The sequence below is a fragment of the Clostridium perfringens ATCC 13124 genome, from assembly GCF_000013285.1.
Taxonomy (GTDB): Bacteria; Bacillota; Clostridia; order Clostridiales; family Clostridiaceae; genus Sarcina; species Sarcina perfringens.
Map to the genome: position 1 here is coordinate 328,990 of NC_008261.1, position 25,344 is coordinate 354,333.

Here is a 25,344-nt window from a genome sequence, read left to right on the forward strand (position 1 = left end):
CATAGGGGAGGGATGAGTTCCTATTTTTCATTAAATGGGAGCAAGTAGATATGAAGAAAAAAATAATTTCAACAGTTCTTGCTGCTACAATGACATTTGGAGTAGGACATAGTGTATTCGCAACTCCACTTACAGATGATCAAAAGCAACAAATGGAACAAAGTCAAGATAAATATGCAGATATAAATAGTAAGATAAGAGAGTTAGAAGATAAGATAGATGGGTTATCAGCTAAAATAGAACCTTTATTTTTTCAAGTAGAAAAAAATAAAGAAGAAATATCTAAAACAGAGGAATCAATTTCAACAGTTAAAGTTCAAATTGAGGAATCAAAGAAGAAAATAGAAAAACAACAAGAAGTTTTAGGTCAAAGAATAAGAGCAACATATAAAAGTGGTGGACAAGCAAACTACTTAACTGCTTTATTAGATTCTAATGGAATTGGTGACTTCTTATCAAGAGTACAAGCTATAAGCAAAGTAATGGGTATGGATAAGCAAGTTATTGATGAGTTAACTTCTGAAAAGGAAAAGCTTGATAGCCAAGTTAAAGAATTAGAAGATAAGACTGCCGAATTAAATAAGCTTAATTCAGAAACTCAATCAAAAATAGATGAGTTAAACAAAATGAAAGCTGAACAAGAAGGCGCTATAAAAGATATGAAAGCTGAGCAAGAAAAAGTTGTTGGAGAATTAGCTCCATTAGAAAGACAGTTAATTGAGCCATGGACTTCTAAAATAAATTCAAATAGTTCAGTAAATGATTTAAATCAAGCTGTGACAGCCTTAAGAGGTTTAAGAAATCAAATAAAAACTCCAGAGGTAGATTCAGAAGCTGTTCAAGCTATAGAAAAAGCTAAAGATTTAATCGAAACTAAAAAAGCAGAAGAAGCAGTAAGTAGCGCACCTAACAGAGGTGGAGATGTTAATTCTGGTGGAAGTTCATCTTCAACTAGTAATGGAAGTTCATCATCAAATAGTGGAAGCACAGTAGCTCCTCCAAGTGAAGGGGCAGCTTCAGCAGTAGTATCATATGCATATCAGTTTATAGGAAGACCATATGTATTTGGTGCAACTGGTCCAGATTCATTTGACTGTTCAGGATTTACTAGTTATGTTTATAGAAATGCAGTAGGTAGAGAAATTACTAGAACTACTTATACACAAATAAATCAAGGTAGACCTGTATCAAGAGATCAGTTACAACCAGGAGATTTAGTATTTACTAATGGTGTAGGACACGTTGGAATATATGTAGGTGGTGGACAAATGATTCACGCTGCTAGACCAGGTGTTGGTGTAATAGTAGGACCTATATATAATTTCTCATCAGCAAGAAGAATATTATAATTTAAAATATATTTATGCCAAACAGTAGAAATAGCTGTTTGGCATATTTTTTTATAAAAGGTTAAGAATTTTGAGTATATGCTATAATATAGACTATAACAATTAAAGAGACCTTAATTTATTTACTGATTTTACAGGTCTACTGATTACAATAAAGGTGAGTGTGAAGAAGTATGAATAAAACTTTAAAAGAGTTGGATTTAACTTTAGTTAACGAAAATGAAACTCTTGATGATCTACAGTTAGATGGATTACATCTAATTCAGAAAAAAGAAGGGTTTAGATTTGGAGTGGATGCTGTTTTACTAGCTAATTTTGCTAATGTTAACAGAAAACATTCTGTATTAGATTTGTGCACAGGTACAGGAATAATTCCTTTTATTATTTACGGAAAAAAAAATCCTAAAGAAGTAGTTGGAATTGAGATACAAGAAGAATTTGCTGAAATGGCAAATAGAAGTGCAAAGATTAATAATATTGAAGATAAAGTATCTTTTGTATGTGGCGATTTAAAGGATAAAGAGCTTAATAAATTAATGCCTAAATTTGATGTTGTTACAGTAAATCCTCCATATAAGTTAAATAATGCAGGTATTGTAAATCCAGAAGATAAACTTGCTATAGCTAGACATGAGATTATGTGTAATTTAGAGGATGTTATAGCAGTAAGTAGAAGATTTCTAAAGGATAATGGAAGACTTTATATGGTACATAGACCTGAAAGGTTAGCTGATATATTTTGTCTTATGAGAAAATATAAAATAGAGCCTAAAAGGGTTAGAATGGTTCATCCTAATACAAAAAAAGCTGCAAACATAGTTTTAGTAGAAGGTCAAAGAGACGGCGGAGCTTTCTTAAAATGGGAAGCACCTTTATATGTGTATAAAGATGAAGGTGGATATAGTGAAGAAATAGATAAGATATATGGAAGGGAGAGTAAATAAAAATGAGTAAAGTTTATTTAGTACCGACTCCAATAGGAAATTTAGGAGATATAACTTTAAGAGCCTTAGAGGTTTTAAAAAATGTTGATTTAATAGCTGCTGAGGATACAAGACAAACACTTAAGCTTTTAAATCATTTTGAGATTAAAAAGCCTTTAATTAGTTATCATAAGCATAATGAGCAAGGTAAAGGTGAAGAAATACTTAGAAGAGTTAAAGAAGGAACTTCAGTTGCTATAGTTAGTGATGCTGGAACTCCAGGAATATCAGATCCAGGAAGTGTAGTTGTTGAGAAATGTATAGAAGAAGGTATAGAATTTGAAGTTTTACCAGGAGCAACAGCTTTTACAACTGCTTTAATATATTCTGGATTAGATACAACTAAATTTATGTTTAAGGGATTTTTCCCAAGAGAAAATAAGGATAAAAGATCTTTTATTGAAGACATAAAGGATAGAACAGAAACAATAATAATATATGAATCACCATATAGAATATTAGATACTATAGATACTTTAAAAGAAGGGTTAGGAAATAGAAAAGTAGCTATATGTAGAGAATTAACTAAGCTTCATGAAGAAATATTTAGAGGAACTTTAGAGGAAGCAAAAATTCATTTTGAAGAAAATGCTCCAAAAGGTGAGTTTGTTTGTGTAATATCAGGAAAAACAGATAAAGAAATAGAAGAAGAAAATACTTCAAAATGGATTAGCATGTCTATAGAGGAACATATAATACATTATATAGATAATGAAGGAATGAAGAAAAAAGATGCTATAAAACAAGTAGCAAAGGATAGAGGAGTTGCAAAATCAGAAATATATAAATTTTCATTAGATATTTAGGGTTAACATATAAGATTTAAGTATTATAATATTTAAATCTTATATGTGGTAACTTTTAATAAAGTTATATTTTATCTAAAGGGAAATTTAGCATATATAATTATTTGATTAGGATTAACAAATAAAGAATACTAGTTTAAAATTAAAGAATTGTAATTTAAAGAAAATATTTATTAAAATATAGATAAATAAAAATAAAGCACTTCATAGGGGATATAGTGTTAAAAATTATTATTGGTTAGGGTTAAAATGTTAATTAATTATTTATATTAAATAAGTTAATTACTATTTTTTTAATTCATCTAAACATTTTTGGCAGATGTTTTTACCTTTGTAGTTAACAACATCTCTAGCATCTCCGCAGAATATACATGCTGGCTCATATTTCTTTAATATGATTTGCTCTCCATCTACATAGATTTCTAAAGCATCCTTTTCTGCTATATCTAATGTTCTTCTTAACTCTATAGGAATAACTATTCTTCCTAATTCGTCTACTCTTCTTACTACACCTGTTGATTTCATTATACTTCCTCCTTGCATTTTACAACTTTCGACAAAACGCATTATAATATTAACAAACTTGTCATATTAAGTCAATATGTTTTGTCAAAAAAAATGTTTGTTTACAATTTTTTTATTCTCAATCAATTATATATTAAATATACTACCATTTTTTTGAAAAGTCAAGGTAAAGATTAATTTATTTTACATAAATAGACTAATTTTTGTTTGACAAAAAGTTAAAAAAAAGGATAAATATTGATATATTAATATAAATTTATACTTAGAAAATAACAATTAACTTATGAAATATATATTTAAAAATAAAATTGGAAAAAAATAATAAAAATGTCGTATAGAAAATTATTTAATTTATATAATATTCTATGATTAAATTAATATATTGTTTATTATTATTTAAGAAAATAGGGTAAAATATATGAATTTAAAAATTTATAATGAAATATTTACTTTTTAATAAAAAAAATACATTAATAGATAAAATATATTTAAAGTTTTTCAAAAAAATTTGAATATATTTTACTTATATAGTATTAAATATAAAAAACTTTTGTAATAAATATGATTTATTCTATATATTGTTTATAAATTTAAGTTATGTAAAACAAAATAGAGGGTATTAACTTGTAATGTGATTATAAATACTATATAATACATAATAAGGGTTTAAAACGAAATTTGAGGTGTGCTATGGATATTAATAATTTTAATTCTGAACAAATAAAAGTTTTGGCAGAAGAGATGTCAAAAAACAGTATGGTTTCTTATGATGATTTGCCAAAGTATGATTTATTTCTTTCACAGGTTATAGACTATCTAAATGATAAGTTTACGGAAGATAAATTTACTAATAATATAGTGCAAAACTATATTAAAAGTGAGGTAATATCAAAGCCGGAAGATGGGAAAAAACGTGGATATACTAAGGTGCACTTAGCTCAATTGGTTTTATTAAGTTATATGAGACCCCTATTAAAAACCGATGAGATCAAAAAAGTATTTGCTTTAGCATTTAATGATATTAATGATAGAAGCGATGATATAATATCTTGGGAAACGGCTTATAAGATGTTCGGAGAAGTACAAGAAGAGAGCATAAAAAGATTCTTAGAGGTGCCATTAGTTGATAACGATAAAATAGAAGAAATAATACAGGTTTCTGATATAAAAGAAGAAGATAGAGATTGCATAGTGACTTTCCTAACTGTTATGACATTAATAGCACAAGCAAGTGTAGTAAAGAAAGTAGTGCAAAAAATAGTTAATGGATATCATAAAGAAGAAAAATAAAAAAGTTGAAGATAAAGCTTCAACTTTTTTATTTTTTATTCAAAGAAAGATATATTATAGTTACAATGGAATTCTTTATTAGGCATAAGTGACTGGATTGCAGCTTTATCCTTAAATTCTCCATTAAATCCATCAAAGTCTGCATGTCCAAACCAAGGTTCTATACAAACAAATGGAGCACCAGTATCTTTTGTCCATAATCCTAAGTAAGGAAATTCACCAAAATCAAATTCTAGGTACTTTTTATGATTTTTTGATTTTAATGAAATTTTATTTGATTTTAGATTTTTAAAAACTAAAGCATCATTTTTAAATAAATCAGTAGATAGATTTATTATATTTTCATCCTTTAAATATGGTTTTTCTTCTTTTGAGAAATAACCAGGACCAACTAATTGCATTATGCTTGCATTTTCTTTCTCATTAAATTCGAAGTAGTAATCATCAAATTTATCATTTTCAATAGGACACATAAATGCTGGATGGGCACCAATTGAGAAATACATTTCTTTATTATCTAAATTCTTTACAATATAGTCTATGCTTAAATTTATATCATTTAAAGTGTATTTTATTATAAGTGAAAATTTAAAAGGATAAACTTTTAATGTATCTTCAGAGTATTTTAGTTCAAAAGATATTGAGTTTTTAGTTTGTTCTATCATTTCAAAGTCACGAACTCTAGCTAATCCATGTTGAGGAAGTTCATAAGTTTTACCATCAACTGTGTATTTACCATTAAATACTTTACCAACTATAGGGAAAAGTATTGGAGCATGATATTTCCAATAAGCTTCGTCTCCAGACCATAAAAATTCAGTATTATCTTTTTTTCCCTTTATACTATGTAATTCGCCACCATGATTACTTAAAGAGATTTTTAAGTGTTGATTTTCAAGAGTATAAATCATAATCTCATCCTTTCAGAGTAGTATATTTTAAAATAATTATATCATTAATTCTCTATAGTAAAAAAGCTGAAAAACAATCTTTTAAGATTATTTTCCAGCTAGTTAATATATTATTTTGGATTAACATCCTTATATATATAGTCTTGTATTTGTTCCTTTGTTTTAGCTTCATCAAATGTTAAATACCAAACACCATCAATCATTTCACCTTTACAATATCCATCTAGAGGGAAACGCATATTTTCAACTGGTGGAATACCAGTTGAGGCTACAGAAGTAGCAATACTAAGTATTTTAGATGGAGTTAAGTTTGTTTCAACATAAGGTAAAAGTTTTTTTATTGTTTCAGGGTATTCAGAAGGCTTTAATGCGGAAAGTTTTTTTATGATTGCATCAAGAACATTTCTTTGTCTTTCAGTTCTTTCATAGTCTCCATCACCAACGTAACGAATTCTAGAGTAACCTACAGCTTGGGCACCATTTAATACTTGTTCACCTTCACTAACTGGCGTATATTCTCTTCCAGCAATTTCTGCAACATTTTTAGCGTAATTATTAACTTCCTTAACTTCATAAGGTTTTATATTTATTGGTACTCCACCTAAATCATCTATTATTTCAGCTAAGTTATCAAAGTTAACAGTTACATAGTCTTTTATATCTAATCCAAAGTTTTCGTTTATTGTTTTTAATGCTAAAGTAGGACCACCATAAGCATAAGCATGAGTTAATTTAGTTTTACCATGTCCATCAACTTCAACATAACTATCTCTCATAAGAGATGTAAGTTTTATTTTATCATGTTTAGTATCTATTGTAGCTATTATTATGGAGTCAGAACGTCCAACATTATCATGTTCTCTACTATCTACTCCAAAAAGAGCTATATTTAAAATGCCATCTTGGAATAGGTCTTTATTTGATTCATCAATACCTAAAGATTTATCATCTTGAGCTATTTTCTTTATATCCATTTTATTTAATGTTGAGTAAACATATGTAGCTCCAAGTCCTATACCTATAAGTAATAAGAAGAATAATGTTAATACTATTATTTTTACTTTACTTTTTTTCTTAGGTGTATTACCTTGACTATTAGAATCATTCTTTTTTGCATGTTTGCCTTGCGACATTAATTTCACCAACCTTCGCCCTTTAAAATTTTACATAATTTACTAGGATAATTTTATTCCTATAGATTAACAAAAAAGTTACATTTTTATTAATTATACATATTAATTATAAATGTGTATAATTAATATATCTATAGTTAATTATAAAATTAGTATTATTTATAAGGAGCAATTTATGAAAAAGAAATCAAAAGGTTTTCTGAGAAAAACCGTAATATTTCTTGTTATGTTTATAAAAAAAATAGGAGATGACGATATTTTTGCATTAGGAGCTCAATTGGCATATTATATGGTATTATCATTCATTCCTTTTCTAATGTTCTTAATGACCTTAGTAGGATTTAGTCATTTAAATAGTGATGCAGTTCTTAATTTATTGAGTAATGTAATGCCAACAGAAGCTTTTAATCTAATTCAAAGTACTGTTATTGAAATAGTAGACAGAGAACAAACAGGATTATTATGGATAAGTATAGCTTTAGCCATATGGGTATCATCTTCAGGATTTAAAGCCGTAATAAAGGGGCTGAATAAGGCCTATGGAGTTAAAGAGACTAGATCTTATATAAAGTTAAAATTAATTTCTATGATATACACAATTTTATTAGCTTTAATTGTTATAGCTACTTTATTCTTATTTGTATTTGGTGATGTAATAGGGGATTTCTTTATGAAAGTATTAGAGCATCCAGAGTTTATATATTATATATGGAATATGTTAAGATATGTAGTAGTTATTTTAATAATGATATTATTTTTTATGTTTTTATACAATGCAACTCCTTGTGTAAGGCTAGGATGGCTTGAAGTAATTCCAGGAGCTGTCATAACAACATTAGGGTGGATATCAATTTCATATATTTTTGCCTATTATGTAAATAATTTTAGTAATTACTCAAGATTATATGGAAGTTTGGGAGCAGTATTTATGTTTATGACATGGATGTTTATAACTTCTATGATATTAATTTTAGGTGGAGAAATAAATGCTGTTTTAGCTGAAAAAAATAGATTAAAAGATTTATAGAGAAATAAAAAAGAGTCATTACCTTAAGGGTTAAATGACTCTTTTTATAATTATCATTTATTATTTTTCATATCCATTTGGATGGTTTTTATGCCAATTCCAAGCGGTTTCAATTATTGTTTCTAATGAATTGAATTTAGGTTTCCAATTTAATTCTTCAATAGCTTTATCTGATGAAGCTATTAATATAGCTGGGTCTCCAGCTCTTCTAGGAGCTACCTCAGCTGGGATTGGATGGCCAGTTACTTTTCTTGCAACTTCTACAACTTCTTTTACAGTAAATCCAGTACCATTACCAAGATTGTATATTCTGCTTTCTCCACCATTCATTAATCTTTCTAGTGCTAATGAGTGAGCAGATGCTAAATCTGATACATGGATATAATCTCTTACACAAGTACCATCTTTAGTATCATAATCATCTCCAAACATCATTATTTTATCTCTTTTTCCTAATGCAACTTGTAATATTAAAGGAATTAAATGAGTTTCAGGAGCATGATCTTCTCCAATTTTTCCGTTAACATGAGCGCCAGCAGCATTGAAGTATCTTAAAGCAGTGTATTTTATTCCATAAGCAGTATCACACCATTTTAAAATCTTTTCAACAAGAAGCTTAGATTCTCCATAAGCATTTGTAGGAAGATTTTTATCAGTTTCTAATATAGGAATATTTTCAGGTTCTCCATAAGTAGCAGCTGTTGAAGAGAAAACTATGTATTTTACATTATGATCTCTCATAGCCTCTAATAAACTTATAGTTCCTGAAACGTTATTATTGAAATATTTTAAAGGTTCTGTCATACTTTCCCCAACAAGAGAGTAGGCAGCAAAGTCAATAACAGCTTCTATGTTATTTTCAGTGAAAATCTTGTCTAATATTTTTCTATCTCTTAAATCACCTTTATAAAGTTTTCCGCTAAGAATAGCATCTTCATGTCCTTTTTCGAAGTTATCTAAGATAACAACTTCTTTATTGTTTTCAATTAATTCTGCAACCATATGGCTACCTATATAGCCAGCACCACCACAAACTAAAATTGCCATGTTAATACCTCCAGTAAATTTTATTCTAATAACATTATATACTATTTTAAGTAAAAGTTTTACTAAAATAAACGAAATTTAATATGAATTTTGAATAAATTTCACTTTTTTGGTTAAAATAACAGGTAAGAATTTTTTAGGAGGTTATATTAAATGAATAAAATAGTTTTATTAGGACGTTTAGTAAAGGATCCAGAGTTAAGATATGTAGAGGGTGGGGAGAAGGTATATACAAAATTCACAATTGCTGTGGCAAGAAATTTTAAATCTTCCACAGGAGAAAGAAAAAAAGATTTTATTCCAATAATAATGTGGGAGAAAAAAGCAGAGATAGCTTGTAAATATCTAAAAAAGGGAGATCTTTTAAGTGTTAGTGGAAGACTTATAACAAGAAGCTTTGAAGATACTGAAGGGAAGAGAAGATATATTGTAGAAGTATCTGTAGAAGATTTTAAATGTGTTAATTTTAATCATGATAGAGTAGATAATAACTTTTAATATAAAAAAAGTAGTAAGCAAATAGTTACTTACTACTTTTTGGTTAATGTATATTTAGTATAATTAAGTTAAGAATTATTTTAAAGCATTTCCTATTTCAACACCAAAGTCGAAAGCTTTTTGAGCTTCTTCTTCTGATGGCTTAAATTTAATTCTTAAACCTTCAACAGGCATTTTCATTCTTAATTCTTTTAATCTACTTTCTATTCTAGGAACAGCTTCACCACTCCATCCATATGAACCAAAGGCACCAGCTATTTTTCCACCATGAATTACAGGGTTAAGTTTTGCCATTAAATCTCTTACTGGCTCAACAAGTTCATTTACGATTGTTGGAGAACCAAATAATATAGCATCTGATGAACCAACTTCGCCAACTAATTCTGTCATATCATGTTCTATTATATTAAATAGATTTATGTCTAAGTTTCCAGTTGATTTAATACCTTCAGCTATTTTTTCAGCTAATTGTTTAGTATATCCATATGCAGAAACATAGAATATTGAAGCTTTTTTAACTTCCTTAGCTGGAGCTGGAGTACTCCATTCTTTATAAAGATTAACCACTTTATATGGGTTAGATCTTAAGATTGGACCATGACCTGGACAGATTATTTCTATGTCTAATCCTTTTATTTTATCAAGAGCTTTTAAAACATATGGTTTAAATGGTCCCATTATACAATCAAAGTAGTATTTTAATGCTTCCATATATTCTTCTTCATTAGGAATTAAATCATCAAACATTTCTTCACAAGAATAGTGGCTTCCGAATGAATCACAAGTGATAAGAGTTTTATCTTCTTCTACGTAAGTGTAGATTGTATCAGGCCAGTGTAAGAATGGTACTGACATGAATTTTAAAGTTTTATTTCCTAAAGAAATTGAATCTCCATCTTTAACTGGGATTGATTCGAAATCTCCATTAACTATTTCTTTTATATAGTTAATAGCTATAGGTGACGCTACTATTTTAGCCTTTGGAGCTAATTCTAATATTTTACCTATAGAACCAGCATGGTCAGGCTCAGTATGACTTACAACGATATAGTCAATTTCTGAAGGTTCTACACCTAAGTCTTTTAATCTTGCTATATACTGATCGAAGAATTCAGCTTTTACAGTTTCAAATATTGCTGTTTTTTCACTACCTTTTACAACATATGAATTATAAGTTGTTCCGTAAGGTGTGTACATTATTATGTCAAATACTCTAAGGTTTGGATCTAATGCTCCTACCCAAAATAAATCGTCTTTAATATTTAAGTGCTTCACTACATACGCTACATATTTTTTGTAGAATAATATGCAGCTACCTCCCTTCAAAATGTAATATTTTTTATAAATTAAGAATTATTTTATACATAAACCTAAAATGATATTAAATTAATTAAAAGTACAAATTAGCTTTATATAGAATTACCAATAATTATTTCACTATGTTAAACAAATTTATAAATATTTGATAAAATGATATAAAAAAGTGTAATTATCCTTTTAATTAATTAATAATATCAATTAATAAAATTTATTATTTGATATTATTAATTATACACTTTTAGGGTTAAAAGTAAATAGAAATTGGGCATTATTAACTGATTTTTAAACTAAAAAACAATTGAGAATTTTCAGAAAATTAGCATGAATATTTAATAAGTTTTAGTTAAAAATTGCATAAAACCCTTGGTATAAACTGTAAAAACATATATGGATAGAAGTAAAAATAGCCATACTAAAGTATGGCTATTTTAAATTGATTTTTATTTATAATTCATTATTTATTTTCTTTTTTTCTTTAAAGTTAAATAAACACCAGCAGATGATAAAGCAATTCCAGTAGTAGCTAAAGCACCAGCCCCTATAGGTGATCCTGTATTAGGTAAATTTCCATTATCTTTTTTATTTGTAGTAACTTCTAATGATATTTTATCTGATTCTTTTCCGTTTTTATCAATTGAAGATACTTGAAAGTTATATTTAGTATTAGGTTTTAAGTCTTTAGCTAAGAACTCAAGTGGAGTTTTGTCAGCAGGAACTCTACCAATTTCTTTTCCATCTTGATAAATAACATACTCTTTAATTAAGTCTACTTTTTCAGGAGCCTTCCAACTTAATAAAGCACTATTTTCAGTAATTTCTTTACTAACTAAAGCAGATGGCTCAGAAGGTTTTTCACCTGAATTTTCTGTATCACCAGGTTTGTTTGGATTTTCTGGTTTTTCAGAATCGCCAGGTTGATCAGGATTAACAGGTTTATCTGTATTACCAGGATTATCTGGGCTTTCAGGATTGTTTGGCTTGTCTGGATTATTTGGATTATCAGGATCAACTGGTTTATTTGAATCATCAGGGTTTATTACAGGTGGTAAATCCACATTTCCATCTAATCCCTTTACAGCAACCTCGTATATTCTAGCTGCAGAGTCTGCACCTTGAGTTGGCTGAATAATATTTAATCTAACATATCTAGCTTTAGTAACAGGGAAAGCATCATTGCTTATAGCCTTTGTATTATCATCTACATTTAATACAGGAGTAAAGTTTTCACCATCATTACTAACTTCAAGAGAGTAAGCTTTAGTGTTCATACCACTGCTTTCTCCACCTGCTTCTGCATGGCTTATTTCTAATTCTCCTATAGTTTTAATATCTCCTAAATCTATTGTTAATGTATGAGGAGCAGAGCCTACGGCACACCACTTAGTTTTAACATTTCCATCTAAAGCATATTGAGGAGCTTCATTCTCGTTTACAAAGCTTGATGCTGTAGCTGATTTATTAAGTGATAAGTTTACTAAACCATCTTTTGCAGCATTTGTAACAGTTATAAGTTCAGTTTTAGTTTCCACATTTTCTCCAGAAGAATTTTTAGCAGTAAGTGTTACTGGATAAACACCTTCCTTTTCATAAGTAACAGTTGGATTTTGTTCTGTACTACTTTCAACTTTAGCACCTGGGAATTTCCATTGGATTTCTTCTGTAACTTCAGAACTAGTGTTAGTAAAGGTTACTGATTGTCCTGGTGCTATTAGTGTATTTGAAACCTTAAATGATGCTGTTGGAGCAGGGTAAGCAGGCCATTCCATATTTATACTTTGACTATTTCCTCTGTTATAGTTTTTGTTAACAGCAATTACCTCAAAATTAGTATTTGTTTCTTTATCATTTCTTCTTAAATCACTAACATAATAACTTGTATTAGGAGTTGCACCTAGTAAAACTTTAGTTCCATCATTCATAACTCTGTAAATTTCATAATGATGTACATCAGAAGAATTTCCTTCAGGACTCCATGAAAGTCTAGCTCCTGCATATATTCCATCTTTAAAGTCAACATCATTTAATTTAGAATTAGATATATTTACCTTTGAACTTGAGTTAGGAATTTCTATTGTTATATTACCTAAGTTTGCAGAGAAGTTATCAACACATACTGGGCTTGAAAGTTTATAAGAAATAGTTTTAATTGATTTTCCTACATATGGTGAAACATCATAAGTAAGTTTAGTCCAATCAGTACCAAGTTTCTTATCAGCAGAAATAGTAGTTTCTGTACCATCATGGAATGTAAGAACTAAATCCATATCTACAGTATTTCCATTAGCCTTAGCAGTAGTAGTGAATTGTACACCTTCAGGTAAAGTCAAATCAGAACTATAAAGTTTTATTGTAGAAGCTTTTCCTTCAGCTAGGTAACCAGAAAGTTTAATTGAGTTACCACCATAGTAAGCATTAGTATAATCTATGTCAGCTTTTACATTATTATTTTCTTCATTTGAAATAACCCATCTGTAAGTTGGCATTATATCATTTAAACTTCTATTATTCCAATCTTGAGTAGATACTTTATTACCATCAACATAAAAATCATATCCATTACCCATATTAAAGTTAGTTGTAAATGGAAGGCTAGTTACAGCACTTTTTTCAACAGAGTATGTTGAAATTCCTCTCCAATCAACTCCTTGAGCATTAGTTGCCTTTGATGGATCACCATGTTCATTAACCCATAATCTACTTTCGTTTTCTTGAAATTGTTCTGGAGTTTTAGCATCAAAATAAGTCCAGCTTGGACAATATAAACCTAATGAAGTAAATGGAGCTTGGTCATCTCTTTGATAATGAGCCCATCTAAGAGGAGTTTTATATCCATTTGCTTGAACATCTATTCCAGCATATAAGTCATAAGGGTTTATTCCTATTTCTTTAGCTTTTTCATTAGATACTCTTAATAAATCTTTATCTTTTAAACTATTATATGTCCACCAGAAATTTAAGAACATACTATCAGCAACTTTGTTTTTATCTCCATCTAATAAGAAATATTCATTTTTATCAGTTAAAGCATTTTGCCAATCCATATCCCCATCTTTTGTCATGGAATCATACCACATAATTTCAAATTTTCCATTAGACTTAGCTTTAAATTGCTTTATTAATTCTTGCATAAGCTTAGCATGTTCAGGCGTTAAAGGTTCTTGTTCAGTTCCTTCTGTTTCTTGATTTATGAACCAACCATCAAAGCCATAGTTTTCTGCAACTTCAATTAACTTATCTACTATAGGGAAGTTTCCATTAGAATCTTTTTCAAGGAATTTATTTAACCATTCCATTTTTCCACCATGAGCTGTCATAGGGAAGAATACAGTACCTAAAACAGGAACCCCATTTCTGTGTGCTGAGTCAGTAACATCTGGACTTGGAGGAACTATTAATCCTTCTCCAGCTGATCCACCCCAGTAAACTAATTTATCTATGTATTGCCAATAAGAGAATGTATTAGCACTAAATTTATTTGAACCTTGTGATGGATTGCCACTAGTATTAGCATTCATTATTGAAATTGCTACAACTTTAACATCTTTATTTTGAGTGTCATTAATAGTATCAAGTTTATCCTTTTCGACTCTTTTTGCTAATGGAACTGTGCTTTTATTAAATTTTGCATCTTTATCATTGTTAGCACTCCATTTTAATAAATCTTCTGGATACCAATAAGATGAGATTGGTTGATTCTGAATTGAGTTTGAAGTTTCTTCTTGAGTTTTCACATAATTTACAACACTTGTATCTTGTTTAGGTGTTGCGTAAGCTATCTTTCCTAAAGGATTAAAAGAAAATGCAAATGCTGCAAAAACACAAAGTAAAGCCCTTCTACGCTTACGCATTTTTTGTTTGTTAGTCATAAAAAATCCCCCTAATATTTAATTTATGTATAACGATTACAGGAAGAATTATTACATAATTAGATATTTTCATAAATATAACTAATTACATAATAAGTGGATAAATTATAGAATTTACATCGTTTTCATAAAATTTATTACTAAATTATGAAAAGATAAAAAAATAAAGATAAAAAAGAAGAAATTTTCACAGAAAAATACAAAAAAAATGAAATTTGGGTTTCTATTAAGAGACTTATGTCGTTAAATAACGATAAAAAATATGTTTATATGTGCATGATTTGACATGTTTTTTTTTATAAAGGTGATAAGATAAAGGTGATTAAGGTTTACATTTATATAAGATTAGGGGAAATAGGGAGGAAATTAAATGAAAATCGTAAAAAATCTGTATAAGGAAATAAATTTAGAAGATAAATGTTACAAATTCTGTTATAGATTAATAGAAAGTTGTTTTAAGGGAACAACAGTGTATGGAATAGAAGTTGAAAGAAAAGATTTTAAGGATTCAGATTTAATTAATATAGAAAGAGATTCAGTTGATAAGATATCTCCAAATAAAGATAAGGTAGAAGTCTTAGTGGAGAAATTGCATAAGTACGAAGTATCACCTATACATCTAATTGATGTTATAGGTGAAGACGTTGATAACTGTGTGGCTGATTTTGCTTTCTAGTAGTATCATAGTAGATAAATATATTAATGATTAAGGGAGAGGATCTCTATGATAATAGGTATTGGTGTAGACATCATTGAAATAGAAAGAGTTAGACAAGCTATTCAAAATAATAAAAATTTTTTAAGTAAGTTATTTACTGAAAGAGAAATAGATTATTTTATTAGTAGAAACATGAATAGTGAGGTTATAGCTGGAAATTTTGCTGCTAAGGAAGCTGTAAGTAAGGCTTTAGGAACTGGTATAAGGGGATTCTCTTTTAAAGATATTGAAATTCTTAGAAATGAATTAGGAAAACCTGAAGTTATTTTGCATAATGGTGCAAATTTAATAGGAAATAAATTAGTTGAAAATAATAATTCACTAAGGGTACATTTAAGTATCTCTCATAATAATAGTAGTGCAATTGCCTATTCTGTTTTGGAGGGTGAATATTATGGAAATATGTAGTTCTAATAGCATAAGAAATATGGACAAAGATTATATAGAAAAGTTTAATATGCCAAGCATAGTTTTAATGGAAAATGCCATAATTAAATTTTTAGAAAATATAGATTTAACTAAAGAAAGTTTTACTATTATTTCTGGAAGAGGCAATAATGGTGGTGATGCCTTAGGTATTGCAAGACATCTATTAAATAAAGGTAAAAAAGTTTACGTACATATATTAGAGAAAGAAAAAGAGGGGTCTGTAGATTATAAAACTAATCTTACTATATTAGAAAAGCTAGGTTGCTATATAAATGGTATCTCTAATAATAAGGATTTAGAGATACTAAAAAATAACATAATAAATAGTGAAATACTTATTGATGGTATTTTTGGAACTGGACTTAATAAAGAGATTTCTGGAATATATTTTGAGACTATAAAATGTATAAATGAAAATAGTAAATTTACAGTTTCTATAGATGTTCCATCAGGGATAAATTCAGATGATGGTAGTATTTGTGAAATAGCTGTTAAGGCTAATGAAACCATAAGTTTTCAGGTTTATAAATTAGGATTTTTAAATTACAAAAGCTTTGAATATTTAGGCGATTTAAAAATTGTAGATATAGGAATACCTAAGAGTATAGTTTATAAAAACTCAGATAATATGAGATTTACAGATAGAGAGTACATAAGAAATAAATTTCCTTATAGAAATAAATATGGTCATAAAGGTACATATGGAAGATCATTGATATTTGCTGGACATAAAGGGTTTATTGGAGCTGCTTACATGGTAGGGCAAGCATCCATAAAGACTGGAGCTGGTTTGGTTACAGTTTTTACTCATAAAGATGTTCAAAGTGAATTATCTATTAAGTTAAACGAAGGAATGACAGGAACATATAATTCTAAAGAAGAATACGAAGAATTTATTGGTGGGGCAAATGTAATTGCTTTTGGTCCAGGTATGGGTAATAATGATTTAACATTTGAAGTGTTAAATAATATATGCAATCTTTATAGTGGAACTCTTGTCATAGATGCAGATGGAATCAATGTGTTAAAGAGAAAAAAATCCATTTTAAAAGAATTTAAAGGGGACATAGTATTAACACCCCATCCAGGAGAGATGGCAAGATTATTAGGTATAGAGATTAAAGATGTTGAAAGAGATAGAATTGGAATTGCTAAGGATTTTGCAAAAGAAAATGGAGTTACAGTTCTATTAAAAGGCTATAATACAATAATAACTGATGGGGATAAAGTATTTGTGAATCCTACTGGAAATAGTGCTATGGCATCAGGGGGAATGGGAGATACATTAACAGGAATTATAACTTCATTAATATCTCAAGGAGTAAATAGTTTTGATGCGGCTATTTTAGGAGCATATATACATGGATACATAGGTGATGAATTATCCAAGGAGAATTTCACAGTAAGTGCTATGGAAATTATAAAAAATATTCCTAATAAAATTAAAGAATTGATTAGCTTTTAGAATAAAAAGGATTACTAATTAATAGTATGTAAGGTATAAGGTTTCATTGGGAGGATTTTCATGAAGGGTAAAAGAAATGCCATACTCATAATACTATTAATTATAATCTTAGGGGTTATAGGTGGACTAGCTATCTATCAAAGAACTTATAATTTAACACCAGAAGATATATTGGAAGATATGTTTTCTATAGAATCTTATGAAACAGAAATAATATATGATGTTAAAAATTCTAGAGGTCAGTTCCAAGAAAAAGGTAGAATTTATTATGACGAAGAAGTTGGCACAAAAATTGTTTTAGATGATAGAGAACAATTATTTGAAAAGGACAAAATAATAATAAACTACGTTAAAGATGAAAAGACTTATGAAGTTGGAAGAGACTATGATCAGTTCTATAGATTTATGTTCATAAATGAATTAAAGGATTTATGTAATGAAGAACATGAATTTACTTACAAGTGGAATGATGAAAATGAGAAGTCTGAAATAATACTAGAGTTTAAAAATTTAAATGGGAATGAAAATTTTTCAAGAGAAGTAATGATTATAGATGCAAAGAAAAAAGTTCCTAAAGAAGCTACAATTTATGATAGGGATGATTCAGAAAGTGTTTCTATAAAGTTTAATAACTTTAGTAAAGTTAAAAATTAAAATTAATATTGTGATTGCTTTTTTTAGCAATCACAATATTAGATGTTGTAAATTATTTATATTTAAGTATAATTCTACATATTTAATATATTTTATTAAGAAAAAATAATAGTAAACAAATTTAATAATAAATATTATGTCAAAAAATATCATTTGCATAAGATGAAATCTTTGACAAGGTGGCATATTTTGTAATATAATCTATACATAATTTTATAACTCTTTTTGCATTTAGGAGTGATGTACATGTCAGTATCAAAGATTAATAAACAAGATTCAAAAAAAGAAAAGAAAATCGAAAATTTTAGTCAATTAAAAGGAAGAAATATAATAACATATAGTGAGGACAAAAAAGAAGACGACTTTTACGAAGCAATGAAGGAAGGATATAAGGCTATGGCTTTAATAAATTCACAATATGCTGAAGAAGGAACTTCTGTAGAATACTTTGATCAAATAGAATATGAGACATGGCTTTGCGGAGTGTGATATAAATGGCTAGTTTGAATGTAAAAAGAGGGGATATATTTTATGCTGACCTTAGTCCAGTTGTTGGATCAGAGCAAGGGGGAATAAGACCAGTCATAATAATACAAAATGATATAGGAAATAGGTATAGTCCAACTGTAATCGTTGCGGCTATAACTTCACAAATAAATAAGGCAAAATTGCCTACACATGTAGAAATTTCTTCTGAGGAATATGGGTTAAATAGAGATTCTGTTGTTCTTTTAGAACAAATAAGAACTTTAGATAAGAAGAGATTAAAAGAGAAAATTGGACATATGACAGAGGATGATATGAAAAAAGTAAATAAATCTCTGTTAATAAGTTTGAATTTACAATAATTAGATAACTTAGGCTATGATTAAATATTTAATCATAGCCTTAATTTTTTACTCTTAAAAAGGAATTTTTCAATACTTTTTAGCTAATAATATATAAAATTTAAAAAAATAATTAACTGTAATCGATATAATTTCTGTATAGTATTAAAGCTATAAATGTGATACTCTAATTAAAACTTTTTCATATAAAAATTTATCCAGGATATACTATTATAGTCTTTAATATTAAAAAGATCAGTTTAAGCCATAAAAATCAAAGAGAAATAGAGTAGTCTAATAGGGTATTAGAGTACTCTTAATGAAAGCAAAAAGCACAAAAAGATTAGCATAAATAAAAAATTACTATATGAAAAATCAATTTTTTGTGATAGAATGAACTTGGCAAAAAGGTAAAACAATATTTTAAAAAAGTTTACATAAATGTACAGGAGGTCATTATGAGCAAAAAGATACAAGAGTTAAAAAGCATGTCTAAGGTTATAAGAAAAGACATAGTAACTATGCTTACTGAGTCAGCATCAGGACATCCAGGTGGATCTTTATCAATAGCAGATATAGTAACAATTTTATACTTCGATGAAATGAATATTGATCCAAAAAATCCAAAGGATCCAAATAGAGATAGATTCGTTTTATCAAAAGGACATGCAGCACCAGTATTATATAGTGCTTTAGCAAGAAGAGGATATTTTGATCCAGCAGAATTAACAACATTAAGAAAATTTGGTTCAAACCTTCAAGGACATCCAAATATGAACGACTTACCAGGAATCGATATGTCAACTGGTTCTTTAGGTCAAGGTATATCAGCGGCTGTAGGTATGGCATTAGCTGGTAAATTAGACAACAAAGATTACAGAGTATTTACTATTTTAGGAGATGGAGAGTTAGAAGAAGGTCAAGTTTGGGAAGCAGCTATGTCAGCAGCTCACTACAGACTAGACAACTTAACTGCTTTCGTTGACTTCAATGGATTACAAATAGATGGTGACATTAAAGAAGTAATGAGTCCATGTCCAATAGACAAGAAATTCGAAGCTTTCGGATGGAATGTAATAGTTATAAACGGACATGATTATGAAGAAATAATAAATGCTATACAAAAAGCTAAGAGTACAAAAGGAGCACCAACTTGCATAGTTTGTAACACAGTAAAAGGTAAAGGTGTTTCATTTATGGAAAATGAAGCAGCTTGGCATGGAACAGCTCCAACTAAAGAGCAATGTGAGCAAGCTATAAAAGAGATCGGAGGGGACAACTAATGGCGAAAAAAATAGCAACTAGAGAAGCATACGGAAAAGCATTAGCTGCTTTAGCTAACGAAAATAAGAACATAGTAGTTTTAGACGCAGACCTTTCAAAATCAACTAAAACTGCTGATTTCAAAAAAGCATGTCCAGAAAGATTCATAAATATGGGTATTGCAGAAGGAAATATGATGTCAGTAGCAGCAGGTTTATCAACTTGTGGAAAAATTCCATTTGCTAGTACATTTGCTATGTTTGCTGCTGGAAGAGCATTTGAGCAAATAAGAAACTCAATATGTTACCCAAGATTAAATGTAAAAATATGTGCTACTCATGCTGGTTTAACAGTTGGTGAAGATGGAGCATCACACCAAGCTATAGAAGATTTATCTTTAATGAGAAGTATACCAAACATGACAGTAATATGCCCATCAGATGCAGTTGAAACAGAAGCTGCAATAAGAGCTATTGCTGAATACAATGGACCTTGCTATGTAAGATTAGGAAGAGCAGGAGTTAATGTAATAAATGATAGACCAGAGTACAAATTTGAAATTGGAAAAGGTATAGAATTAAAAGAAGGTAATGATGTAACATTATTTGCAACAGGTATAATGGTTGATGTAGCTATAGAAGCTGTTGAAGCTTTAGCTAAAGAAGGAATTAACGCTAGATTAATAAACATTCATACTATTAAACCAATAGATTCAGAGCTTATATTAAAAGCTGCTAAAGAAACTGGAGCAATAGTTACATTAGAAGAGCATAATATAATCGGAGGATTAGGATCAGCTGTAGCTGAGGTTGTTGGAGGAGAATATCCAGTACCAGTAGTTAGAGTTGGTGTTAAAGATACATTCGGAGAAAGTGGTAAACCAGACCAATTATTAAAGGCTTATGGATTAACTTCAGAAGAAGCAGTTAAGGCTGCTAAGAAAGCAATGAGCTTAAAAAGATAATCTATAAGATATAAAAAAGAAGCAGCATGAGTAATTTTTCTCATGCTGCTTTTTTCTTTATACATAAAAATACAAAAAAAGTATTAATTTGAATTTTATTGCCAAAATATGAATATAAATGTTAATATTAAAAATTGAGGGCAATAATATAAATGATGAATTAATAATTAATTTAAAATGGGGAGAGCAAATTAAATATAAATCTATTTAAGAGGGGGTTTTTAAAATGAAGATTAGTATGAAAACATTAAAAGAGTATGGAATAATTACTTTAGGAGTAATTCTTTTAGCTATATCTTTAGAATACTTTTATTATCCTAATGATATTGCTGCTGGTGGAGTATCAGGTTTAGCTTTAGTTGTTAATAAGATAACAGGTATATCACAAGGAATGTTTATGAATGTTGCTAACGTTATATTATTTGCTTTAGCATTTTGGCTTATAGGTGGAAGCTTTGGAGGACGTAGTATATATGCAGCCTTTGGATTATCCATAACAATAAGTTTAATAGAAAGCTTCTTACCAACTTTTGCAGTAACAGAAAATATGCTTTTAGCTACTATCTTTGGTAGCGTAGTTGGAGCCTTTGGAATAGCATTAGTGTTTAGCCAAAATTCCTCAACAGGGGGAACAGCTATTGTAGCTAAAATATTAAATAAGTATTTACATATTGAAATAGGAAAATCACTTTTATGTGCAGATTGTGTTGTTGTAGTATGTGCACTTCTAGTATTTGGAGTTGATAAAGCCTTATTTGGATTAATTGGTGTTTTTATAATGGGAATATTGATTGACAAAATAATAGAAGGTTTTAACTCATGTAAACAACTTTTAATAATTAGTGAAAAAAGTGAAGAGATTTCTCAGGTAATAATGAAAGAAATTGAAAGAGGATGTACTAAAATAGAAGGTACTGGAGGATATTCAAAGGAACCTGTAACAATACTTTATGTAGTAGTAAATAGAAGACAGTTTATAAGTCTTAAGAAGAAAATTAAGGAAATAGATCCAAGAGCCTTTATAACAGTAAATGATTCTAAAGAAGTCTTTGGAGAAGGTTTTCTTGATTTAGTAGAAATGTAGAACTTTGTTATGATATAATTAAGATGCTTTACATTAAGGTATGAAATATTAACAAAAATTAAGTAGATTAATGTAGAAAAGTAGGGTAAAATAGTAAAATAGATTAGTGTTGATAGCAATCGGGTAAATTTATATATATATTTTCTAAATATTTGTTTAGATTTTAATTTGTTGAGTAGAAAAAAGTTATTAAGGAGTGTTAACAATGATAGAATTTAGGAATGTTAGCAAGGTCTATAATAAGAATGTCAAAGCACTTACAAATGTCAATATAAATATTGATAAAGGTGAGTTTGTATTCTTAGTTGGACCGAGTGGTGCTGGTAAGTCAACTTTCATAAAAATGTTATTAAAAGAAGTTGAACCATCAACTGGAAACATAGTTATGGGAAACGAAGATTTATCTAAAATAAAAAGAAGACAAATACCTTATCATAGAAGAAAAATAGGAATGGTATTCCAAGACTTTAGATTAATACCAACTCTTAATGTTTATGAAAATGTTGCCTTTGCAATGAGGGTAGTAGGGGCTTCACCAAAAGAAATAAGAAAGAGAGTTCCAATGGTATTATCACTAGTTGGATTATCTAATAAATATAAAATGTTCCCAACTGAATTATCAGGAGGAGAGCAACAAAGGGTTTCAATAGCAAGAGCTATCGTTAATAATCCAAAAGTTTTAATAGCTGACGAACCAACAGGTAACTTAGACCCAGAAACAGCTAAAGAAATTATGGAATTAATAGATGATATAAACAAGGCAGGAACAACAGTAGTTATGGCTACTCATGCTAAAGAAATAGTTAACTCAATGAAAAAGAGGGTTATAGCTATAGATAAAGGTGAAGTAGTTAGTGATGTTCAGAAAGGAGGATATGAATATGAAGTTTAGTACTATAGGATATTTCATATCAGATGCTTTCAAAAGTTTAAAGAGAAATAGAACAATAAGTATAGCTTCTATAGCAACTGTTCTTACTACATTATTTATATTTGGAGCATTTTTATTAACTGCTTTAAATGTTAAAAATGGGGTTACAGATGTTCAAGACAAAGTTGAGGTTAAGGTTTTCCTTAAAGATGACGTAACACAAGAGCAAAGGGATGCAGTTGAAGCAAAACTTAAGACTGTTCAAGGAGTAAAAGAAGTAGAATTTGAATCTAAAGATCAAGCCTTTGCAAAGATGGAAGGTTCAAGTGATTATAATAAAGAGATTTTAGCTGGATATAGCAAAGAAAATAACCCATTACCAGCTTCATACATAGTAAGATTAGAAAGCCCAGAAGTAGCTTCAAGCGTTGAAAGCGCTATGAAAACTAATGATAAATTTATGGCTGGTGTAGAAGATGTAGGTAATGACGAAGAGCTTATAGGTACTATAAACTCCTTTGTAAAAGTTATTAATACAGTAGGATTAGTTTTAGGTGTAGTATTCGTAGGTGTATCACTATTCCTAATAGTAAATACAATAAAGATAACAGTTTACTCAAGAAGAAGAGAAGTAGGAATAATGAAATTCGTTGGGGCAACTGACTGGTTCATAAGATGGCCTTTCGTAATAGAAGGGGTTATAATCGGCCTTGTAGGTGGTATTCTTTCAACACTTTTATTATTCGCAGGGTATAACTTCTTATATGGAAAAATTGTATCTTCATCATCACTATATATGCCACAATTTGTACAACCAATGTATGTTTTAACAACAATGTCATGGCAGTTTATACTAGCAGGTATTGTTATTGGTGCAATAGGTAGTATAATAGCTTTAAGAAAATTCTTAGACGTTTAATATCTAATATAGAATATAAAAAGCTTAAAATACGTAAACTATTTAAATATAGCGTATTTTAAGCTTTTTTTTGAAAGGGTGGGTTTTTATGAGTCGCAATAAGGATGAAAAAAATAAATATAATAATATTATTAAAAATCTTAAGAAGAAAAAAGGATTCAGAGCTTTAGCCATAGGTGTTGCCTTAACTTTAATAATTGGTGTTTCTGTATATGCAGGGAATAGATTAACTGCCTTTGGTATTTTACCTATAACTAGTGTAAGTGCAGTTCAATCTTCCTTAGAAAAGGTAAATGATACAGAAAATTTTAAAAAGGTATTAGAAGTAAGGGAAATGCTTTATAGATGGTATGATGGAGATATTGATGATAGTAAATTAGCTGAAGGTGCTATAAAGGGTATGGTTTCATCTTTAGGTGATCAATACACATATTATATGAATGAAAAAGAATTTTCAGATTTTAAAGAAAAAAGTCAAGGAAACTACATGGGAATTGGGATTCAAGTAGCTGTTAAGGATGGTAAGATAGTAGTAATTTCTCCTATTCAAGGAGGGCCAGCTGAAAAAGCAGGAATAAAAACTGGAGATATTATCTTAAAAGTAAATGGAGAACCAGTTTCAGGAAATGAATTGGATAAAGCCGTTTCAATGATGAAGGGTACTACAAAAGAAAATATAAAATTAACATTATATAGAGAAGGTAAAGGCGAATTTGACGTTGATGTTATGAGAGATGTAATTAAAACAGTTAACGTTAAAAGTGAAATGATTGATGGAGATATTGGATATATAGAAGTTTTAGCTTTTGATGAGGGAACAGCTAAAGACTTTGAAACTCAATTAAAAGCTTTAGAAGAGAAAGGTATGAAGGGGTTAATCCTTGATTTAAGAGGAAATCCAGGAGGATTTATGAAAGAATGTGTAGACCTAGTATCAAACTTTGTTCCAAAGGATAAGGTTATAGTGTCTACAATAGATAAGTATGGTAATAAAGAGGAAAGTGTATCTAAGGGCGGAATTGCACAGGGAATGCCTTTAGTAGTTTTAATTGATGGAGGTACTGCTTCTGCCTCAGAAATAGTTGCGGGAGCTATTAGAGATTATGATTTAGGAACTCTAGTTGGAACAACATCCTTTGGTAAAGGAATAGTTCAAGTTGTTTTAGATAAGATAGGTCAAGAAAAAGATGGTACAGCTTTAAAGGTAACTATTTCAAAATACTATACTCCAAATGGAGAAAATATTCACAAAAAGGGTATAGGACCAGATGTTACAGTTGAATATTCAAAAGAGCTTAAAGAAAAGACATATTCAAGAAGTACTGATCCTCAATTTGAAAAAGCCTTAGAAATCATACAAGAAAAGATAAAATAAATAAATTTTTGGAGGACTTA

The 25,344-nt window shown here is 29.0% G+C and carries 24 protein-coding genes; 18 read left to right on the plus strand and 6 right to left on the minus strand.

All coding sequences use genetic code 11. The annotated features are described in order from the left end of the window. Nucleotides 1-50: 50 nt before the first annotated feature. From CPF_RS01405 to rsmI, 3 genes are all read left to right on the plus strand, one after another. Nucleotides 51-1,349, plus strand: coding sequence for an NlpC/P60 family protein (locus CPF_RS01405; protein WP_011590118.1), 1,299 nt, complete (start codon nt 51-53; stop codon nt 1,347-1,349). A gap of 173 nt (nt 1,350-1,522) precedes the next feature. Next, a complete protein-coding gene (locus tag CPF_RS01410) occupies nt 1,523-2,293 on the plus strand; it encodes a tRNA1(Val) (adenine(37)-N6)-methyltransferase (RefSeq protein ID WP_041702538.1) in 771 nt (256 codons plus the stop codon). Between the two features lie 2 nt (nt 2,294-2,295). Further along, complete coding sequence (rsmI, locus tag CPF_RS01415) at nt 2,296-3,138, plus strand: 16S rRNA (cytidine(1402)-2'-O)-methyltransferase (protein ID WP_003453470.1); 843 nt, start codon at nt 2,296-2,298, stop codon at nt 3,136-3,138. Nucleotides 3,139-3,423: 285 nt separating this feature from the next. Here the strand turns inward: rsmI and CPF_RS01420 are convergent, their stop codons facing one another. Further along, the gene (locus tag CPF_RS01420) at nt 3,424-3,663 is read right to left on the minus strand and encodes an AbrB/MazE/SpoVT family DNA-binding domain-containing protein (protein WP_003476163.1); all 240 of its coding nucleotides are present in this window, start codon (nt 3,661-3,663) and stop codon (nt 3,424-3,426) included. A 690-nt stretch (nt 3,664-4,353) separates the two neighbouring features. Here CPF_RS01420 and CPF_RS01425 point away from each other — a divergent pair. After that, nucleotides 4,354-4,953, plus strand: coding sequence for a DUF1836 domain-containing protein (locus CPF_RS01425; protein ID WP_003458091.1), 600 nt, complete (start codon nt 4,354-4,356; stop codon nt 4,951-4,953). Nucleotides 4,954-4,988: 35 nt separating this feature from the next. Here the strand turns inward: CPF_RS01425 and CPF_RS01430 are convergent, their stop codons facing one another. Then, nucleotides 4,989-5,864 carry an aldose 1-epimerase family protein gene (locus CPF_RS01430; protein WP_003458008.1) on the minus strand — a complete coding sequence of 292 codons (876 nt, stop codon included), beginning with the start codon at nt 5,862-5,864 and terminating at the stop codon, nt 4,989-4,991. Between the two features lie 110 nt (nt 5,865-5,974). After that, a complete protein-coding gene (locus CPF_RS01435) occupies nt 5,975-6,997 on the minus strand; it encodes an LCP family protein (RefSeq protein ID WP_011590120.1) in 1,023 nt (340 codons plus the stop codon). 175 nt (nt 6,998-7,172) lie between these two features. On the opposite strand from CPF_RS01435, the gene CPF_RS01440 reads away from it, so the two are divergent. After that, entirely contained in the window at nt 7,173-8,024 is an 852-nt protein-coding gene (locus CPF_RS01440) for a YihY/virulence factor BrkB family protein (protein WP_003457966.1), read from the plus strand. Nucleotides 8,025-8,084: 60 nt separating this feature from the next. Here CPF_RS01440 and galE read toward each other — a convergent pair whose 3' ends face one another. Beyond that, nucleotides 8,085-9,071 (minus strand): UDP-glucose 4-epimerase GalE, encoded by a 987-nt coding sequence (galE, locus tag CPF_RS01445; RefSeq protein WP_011590121.1) that lies wholly within the window; start codon nt 9,069-9,071, stop codon nt 8,085-8,087. A gap of 153 nt (nt 9,072-9,224) precedes the next feature. On the opposite strand from galE, the gene CPF_RS01450 reads away from it, so the two are divergent. After that, nucleotides 9,225-9,569, plus strand: coding sequence for a single-stranded DNA-binding protein (locus CPF_RS01450; RefSeq protein ID WP_003457980.1), 345 nt, complete (start codon nt 9,225-9,227; stop codon nt 9,567-9,569). Between the two features lie 75 nt (nt 9,570-9,644). Here CPF_RS01450 and CPF_RS01455 read toward each other — a convergent pair whose 3' ends face one another. Together CPF_RS01455 and CPF_RS01460 are read right to left on the minus strand one after the other, a co-directional pair. Next, entirely contained in the window at nt 9,645-10,844 is a 1,200-nt protein-coding gene (locus CPF_RS01455; RefSeq protein WP_003458024.1) for an FprA family A-type flavoprotein, read from the minus strand. 503 nt (nt 10,845-11,347) lie between these two features. Next, a complete protein-coding gene (locus tag CPF_RS01460; protein ID WP_011590122.1) occupies nt 11,348-14,755 on the minus strand; it encodes an endo-beta-N-acetylglucosaminidase in 3,408 nt (1,135 codons plus the stop codon). Nucleotides 14,756-15,125: 370 nt separating this feature from the next. Between CPF_RS01460 and CPF_RS01465 the strand changes: the two genes are divergently transcribed. The 12 genes from CPF_RS01465 to CPF_RS01520 all read left to right on the plus strand — a co-directional run bounded on the left by CPF_RS01465 (nt 15,126) and on the right by CPF_RS01520 (nt 25,324). Next, on the plus strand, nt 15,126-15,431 hold the full coding sequence (locus CPF_RS01465) for a DUF6514 family protein (protein ID WP_003458000.1): 306 nt from the start codon (nt 15,126-15,128) through the stop codon (nt 15,429-15,431). Nucleotides 15,432-15,479: 48 nt separating this feature from the next. Continuing rightward, nucleotides 15,480-15,881 carry a holo-ACP synthase gene (gene acpS / locus CPF_RS01470; RefSeq protein WP_004457509.1) on the plus strand — a complete coding sequence of 134 codons (402 nt, stop codon included), beginning with the start codon at nt 15,480-15,482 and terminating at the stop codon, nt 15,879-15,881. Further along, the gene (locus tag CPF_RS01475; RefSeq protein WP_011590123.1) at nt 15,868-17,367 is read left to right on the plus strand and encodes a bifunctional ADP-dependent NAD(P)H-hydrate dehydratase/NAD(P)H-hydrate epimerase; all 1,500 of its coding nucleotides are present in this window, start codon (nt 15,868-15,870) and stop codon (nt 17,365-17,367) included. The genes acpS and CPF_RS01475 overlap by 14 nt, the downstream gene beginning before the upstream one ends. Before the next feature lie 60 nt (nt 17,368-17,427). Continuing rightward, nucleotides 17,428-18,021, plus strand: a complete 594-nt coding sequence (locus CPF_RS01480; protein ID WP_003458078.1) for a germination lipoprotein GerS-related protein — start codon at nt 17,428-17,430, stop codon at nt 18,019-18,021. Between the two features lie 246 nt (nt 18,022-18,267). After that, nucleotides 18,268-18,510: a hypothetical protein gene (locus CPF_RS01485; protein ID WP_003465652.1), complete on the plus strand. Its 243-nt coding sequence runs from the start codon at nt 18,268-18,270 to the stop codon at nt 18,508-18,510. 5 nt (nt 18,511-18,515) lie between these two features. After that, nucleotides 18,516-18,869 carry a type II toxin-antitoxin system PemK/MazF family toxin gene (locus CPF_RS01490; RefSeq protein ID WP_003458025.1) on the plus strand — a complete coding sequence of 118 codons (354 nt, stop codon included), beginning with the start codon at nt 18,516-18,518 and terminating at the stop codon, nt 18,867-18,869. A 437-nt stretch (nt 18,870-19,306) separates the two neighbouring features. Further along, nucleotides 19,307-20,131, plus strand: coding sequence for a transketolase (locus CPF_RS01495; protein ID WP_011590124.1), 825 nt, complete (start codon nt 19,307-19,309; stop codon nt 20,129-20,131). Continuing rightward, a complete protein-coding gene (locus CPF_RS01500; RefSeq protein WP_003458019.1) occupies nt 20,131-21,075 on the plus strand; it encodes a transketolase family protein in 945 nt (314 codons plus the stop codon). Before CPF_RS01495 ends, CPF_RS01500 begins: the two co-directional genes overlap by 1 nt. 226 nt (nt 21,076-21,301) lie before the next feature. Beyond that, nucleotides 21,302-22,159: a YitT family protein gene (locus tag CPF_RS01505; RefSeq protein WP_003458017.1), complete on the plus strand. Its 858-nt coding sequence runs from the start codon at nt 21,302-21,304 to the stop codon at nt 22,157-22,159. Nucleotides 22,160-22,364: 205 nt separating this feature from the next. Further along, nucleotides 22,365-23,051, plus strand: a complete 687-nt coding sequence (ftsE, locus tag CPF_RS01510) for a cell division ATP-binding protein FtsE (RefSeq protein ID WP_003458050.1) — start codon at nt 22,365-22,367, stop codon at nt 23,049-23,051. Beyond that, nucleotides 23,041-23,949 carry a permease-like cell division protein FtsX gene (ftsX, locus tag CPF_RS01515; protein ID WP_003457959.1) on the plus strand — a complete coding sequence of 303 codons (909 nt, stop codon included), beginning with the start codon at nt 23,041-23,043 and terminating at the stop codon, nt 23,947-23,949. Before ftsE ends, ftsX begins: the two co-directional genes overlap by 11 nt. Nucleotides 23,950-24,037: 88 nt before the next feature. Next, nucleotides 24,038-25,324 (plus strand): S41 family peptidase, encoded by a 1,287-nt coding sequence (locus tag CPF_RS01520; protein ID WP_011590126.1) that lies wholly within the window; start codon nt 24,038-24,040, stop codon nt 25,322-25,324. Nucleotides 25,325-25,344: the final 20 nt, after the last annotated feature.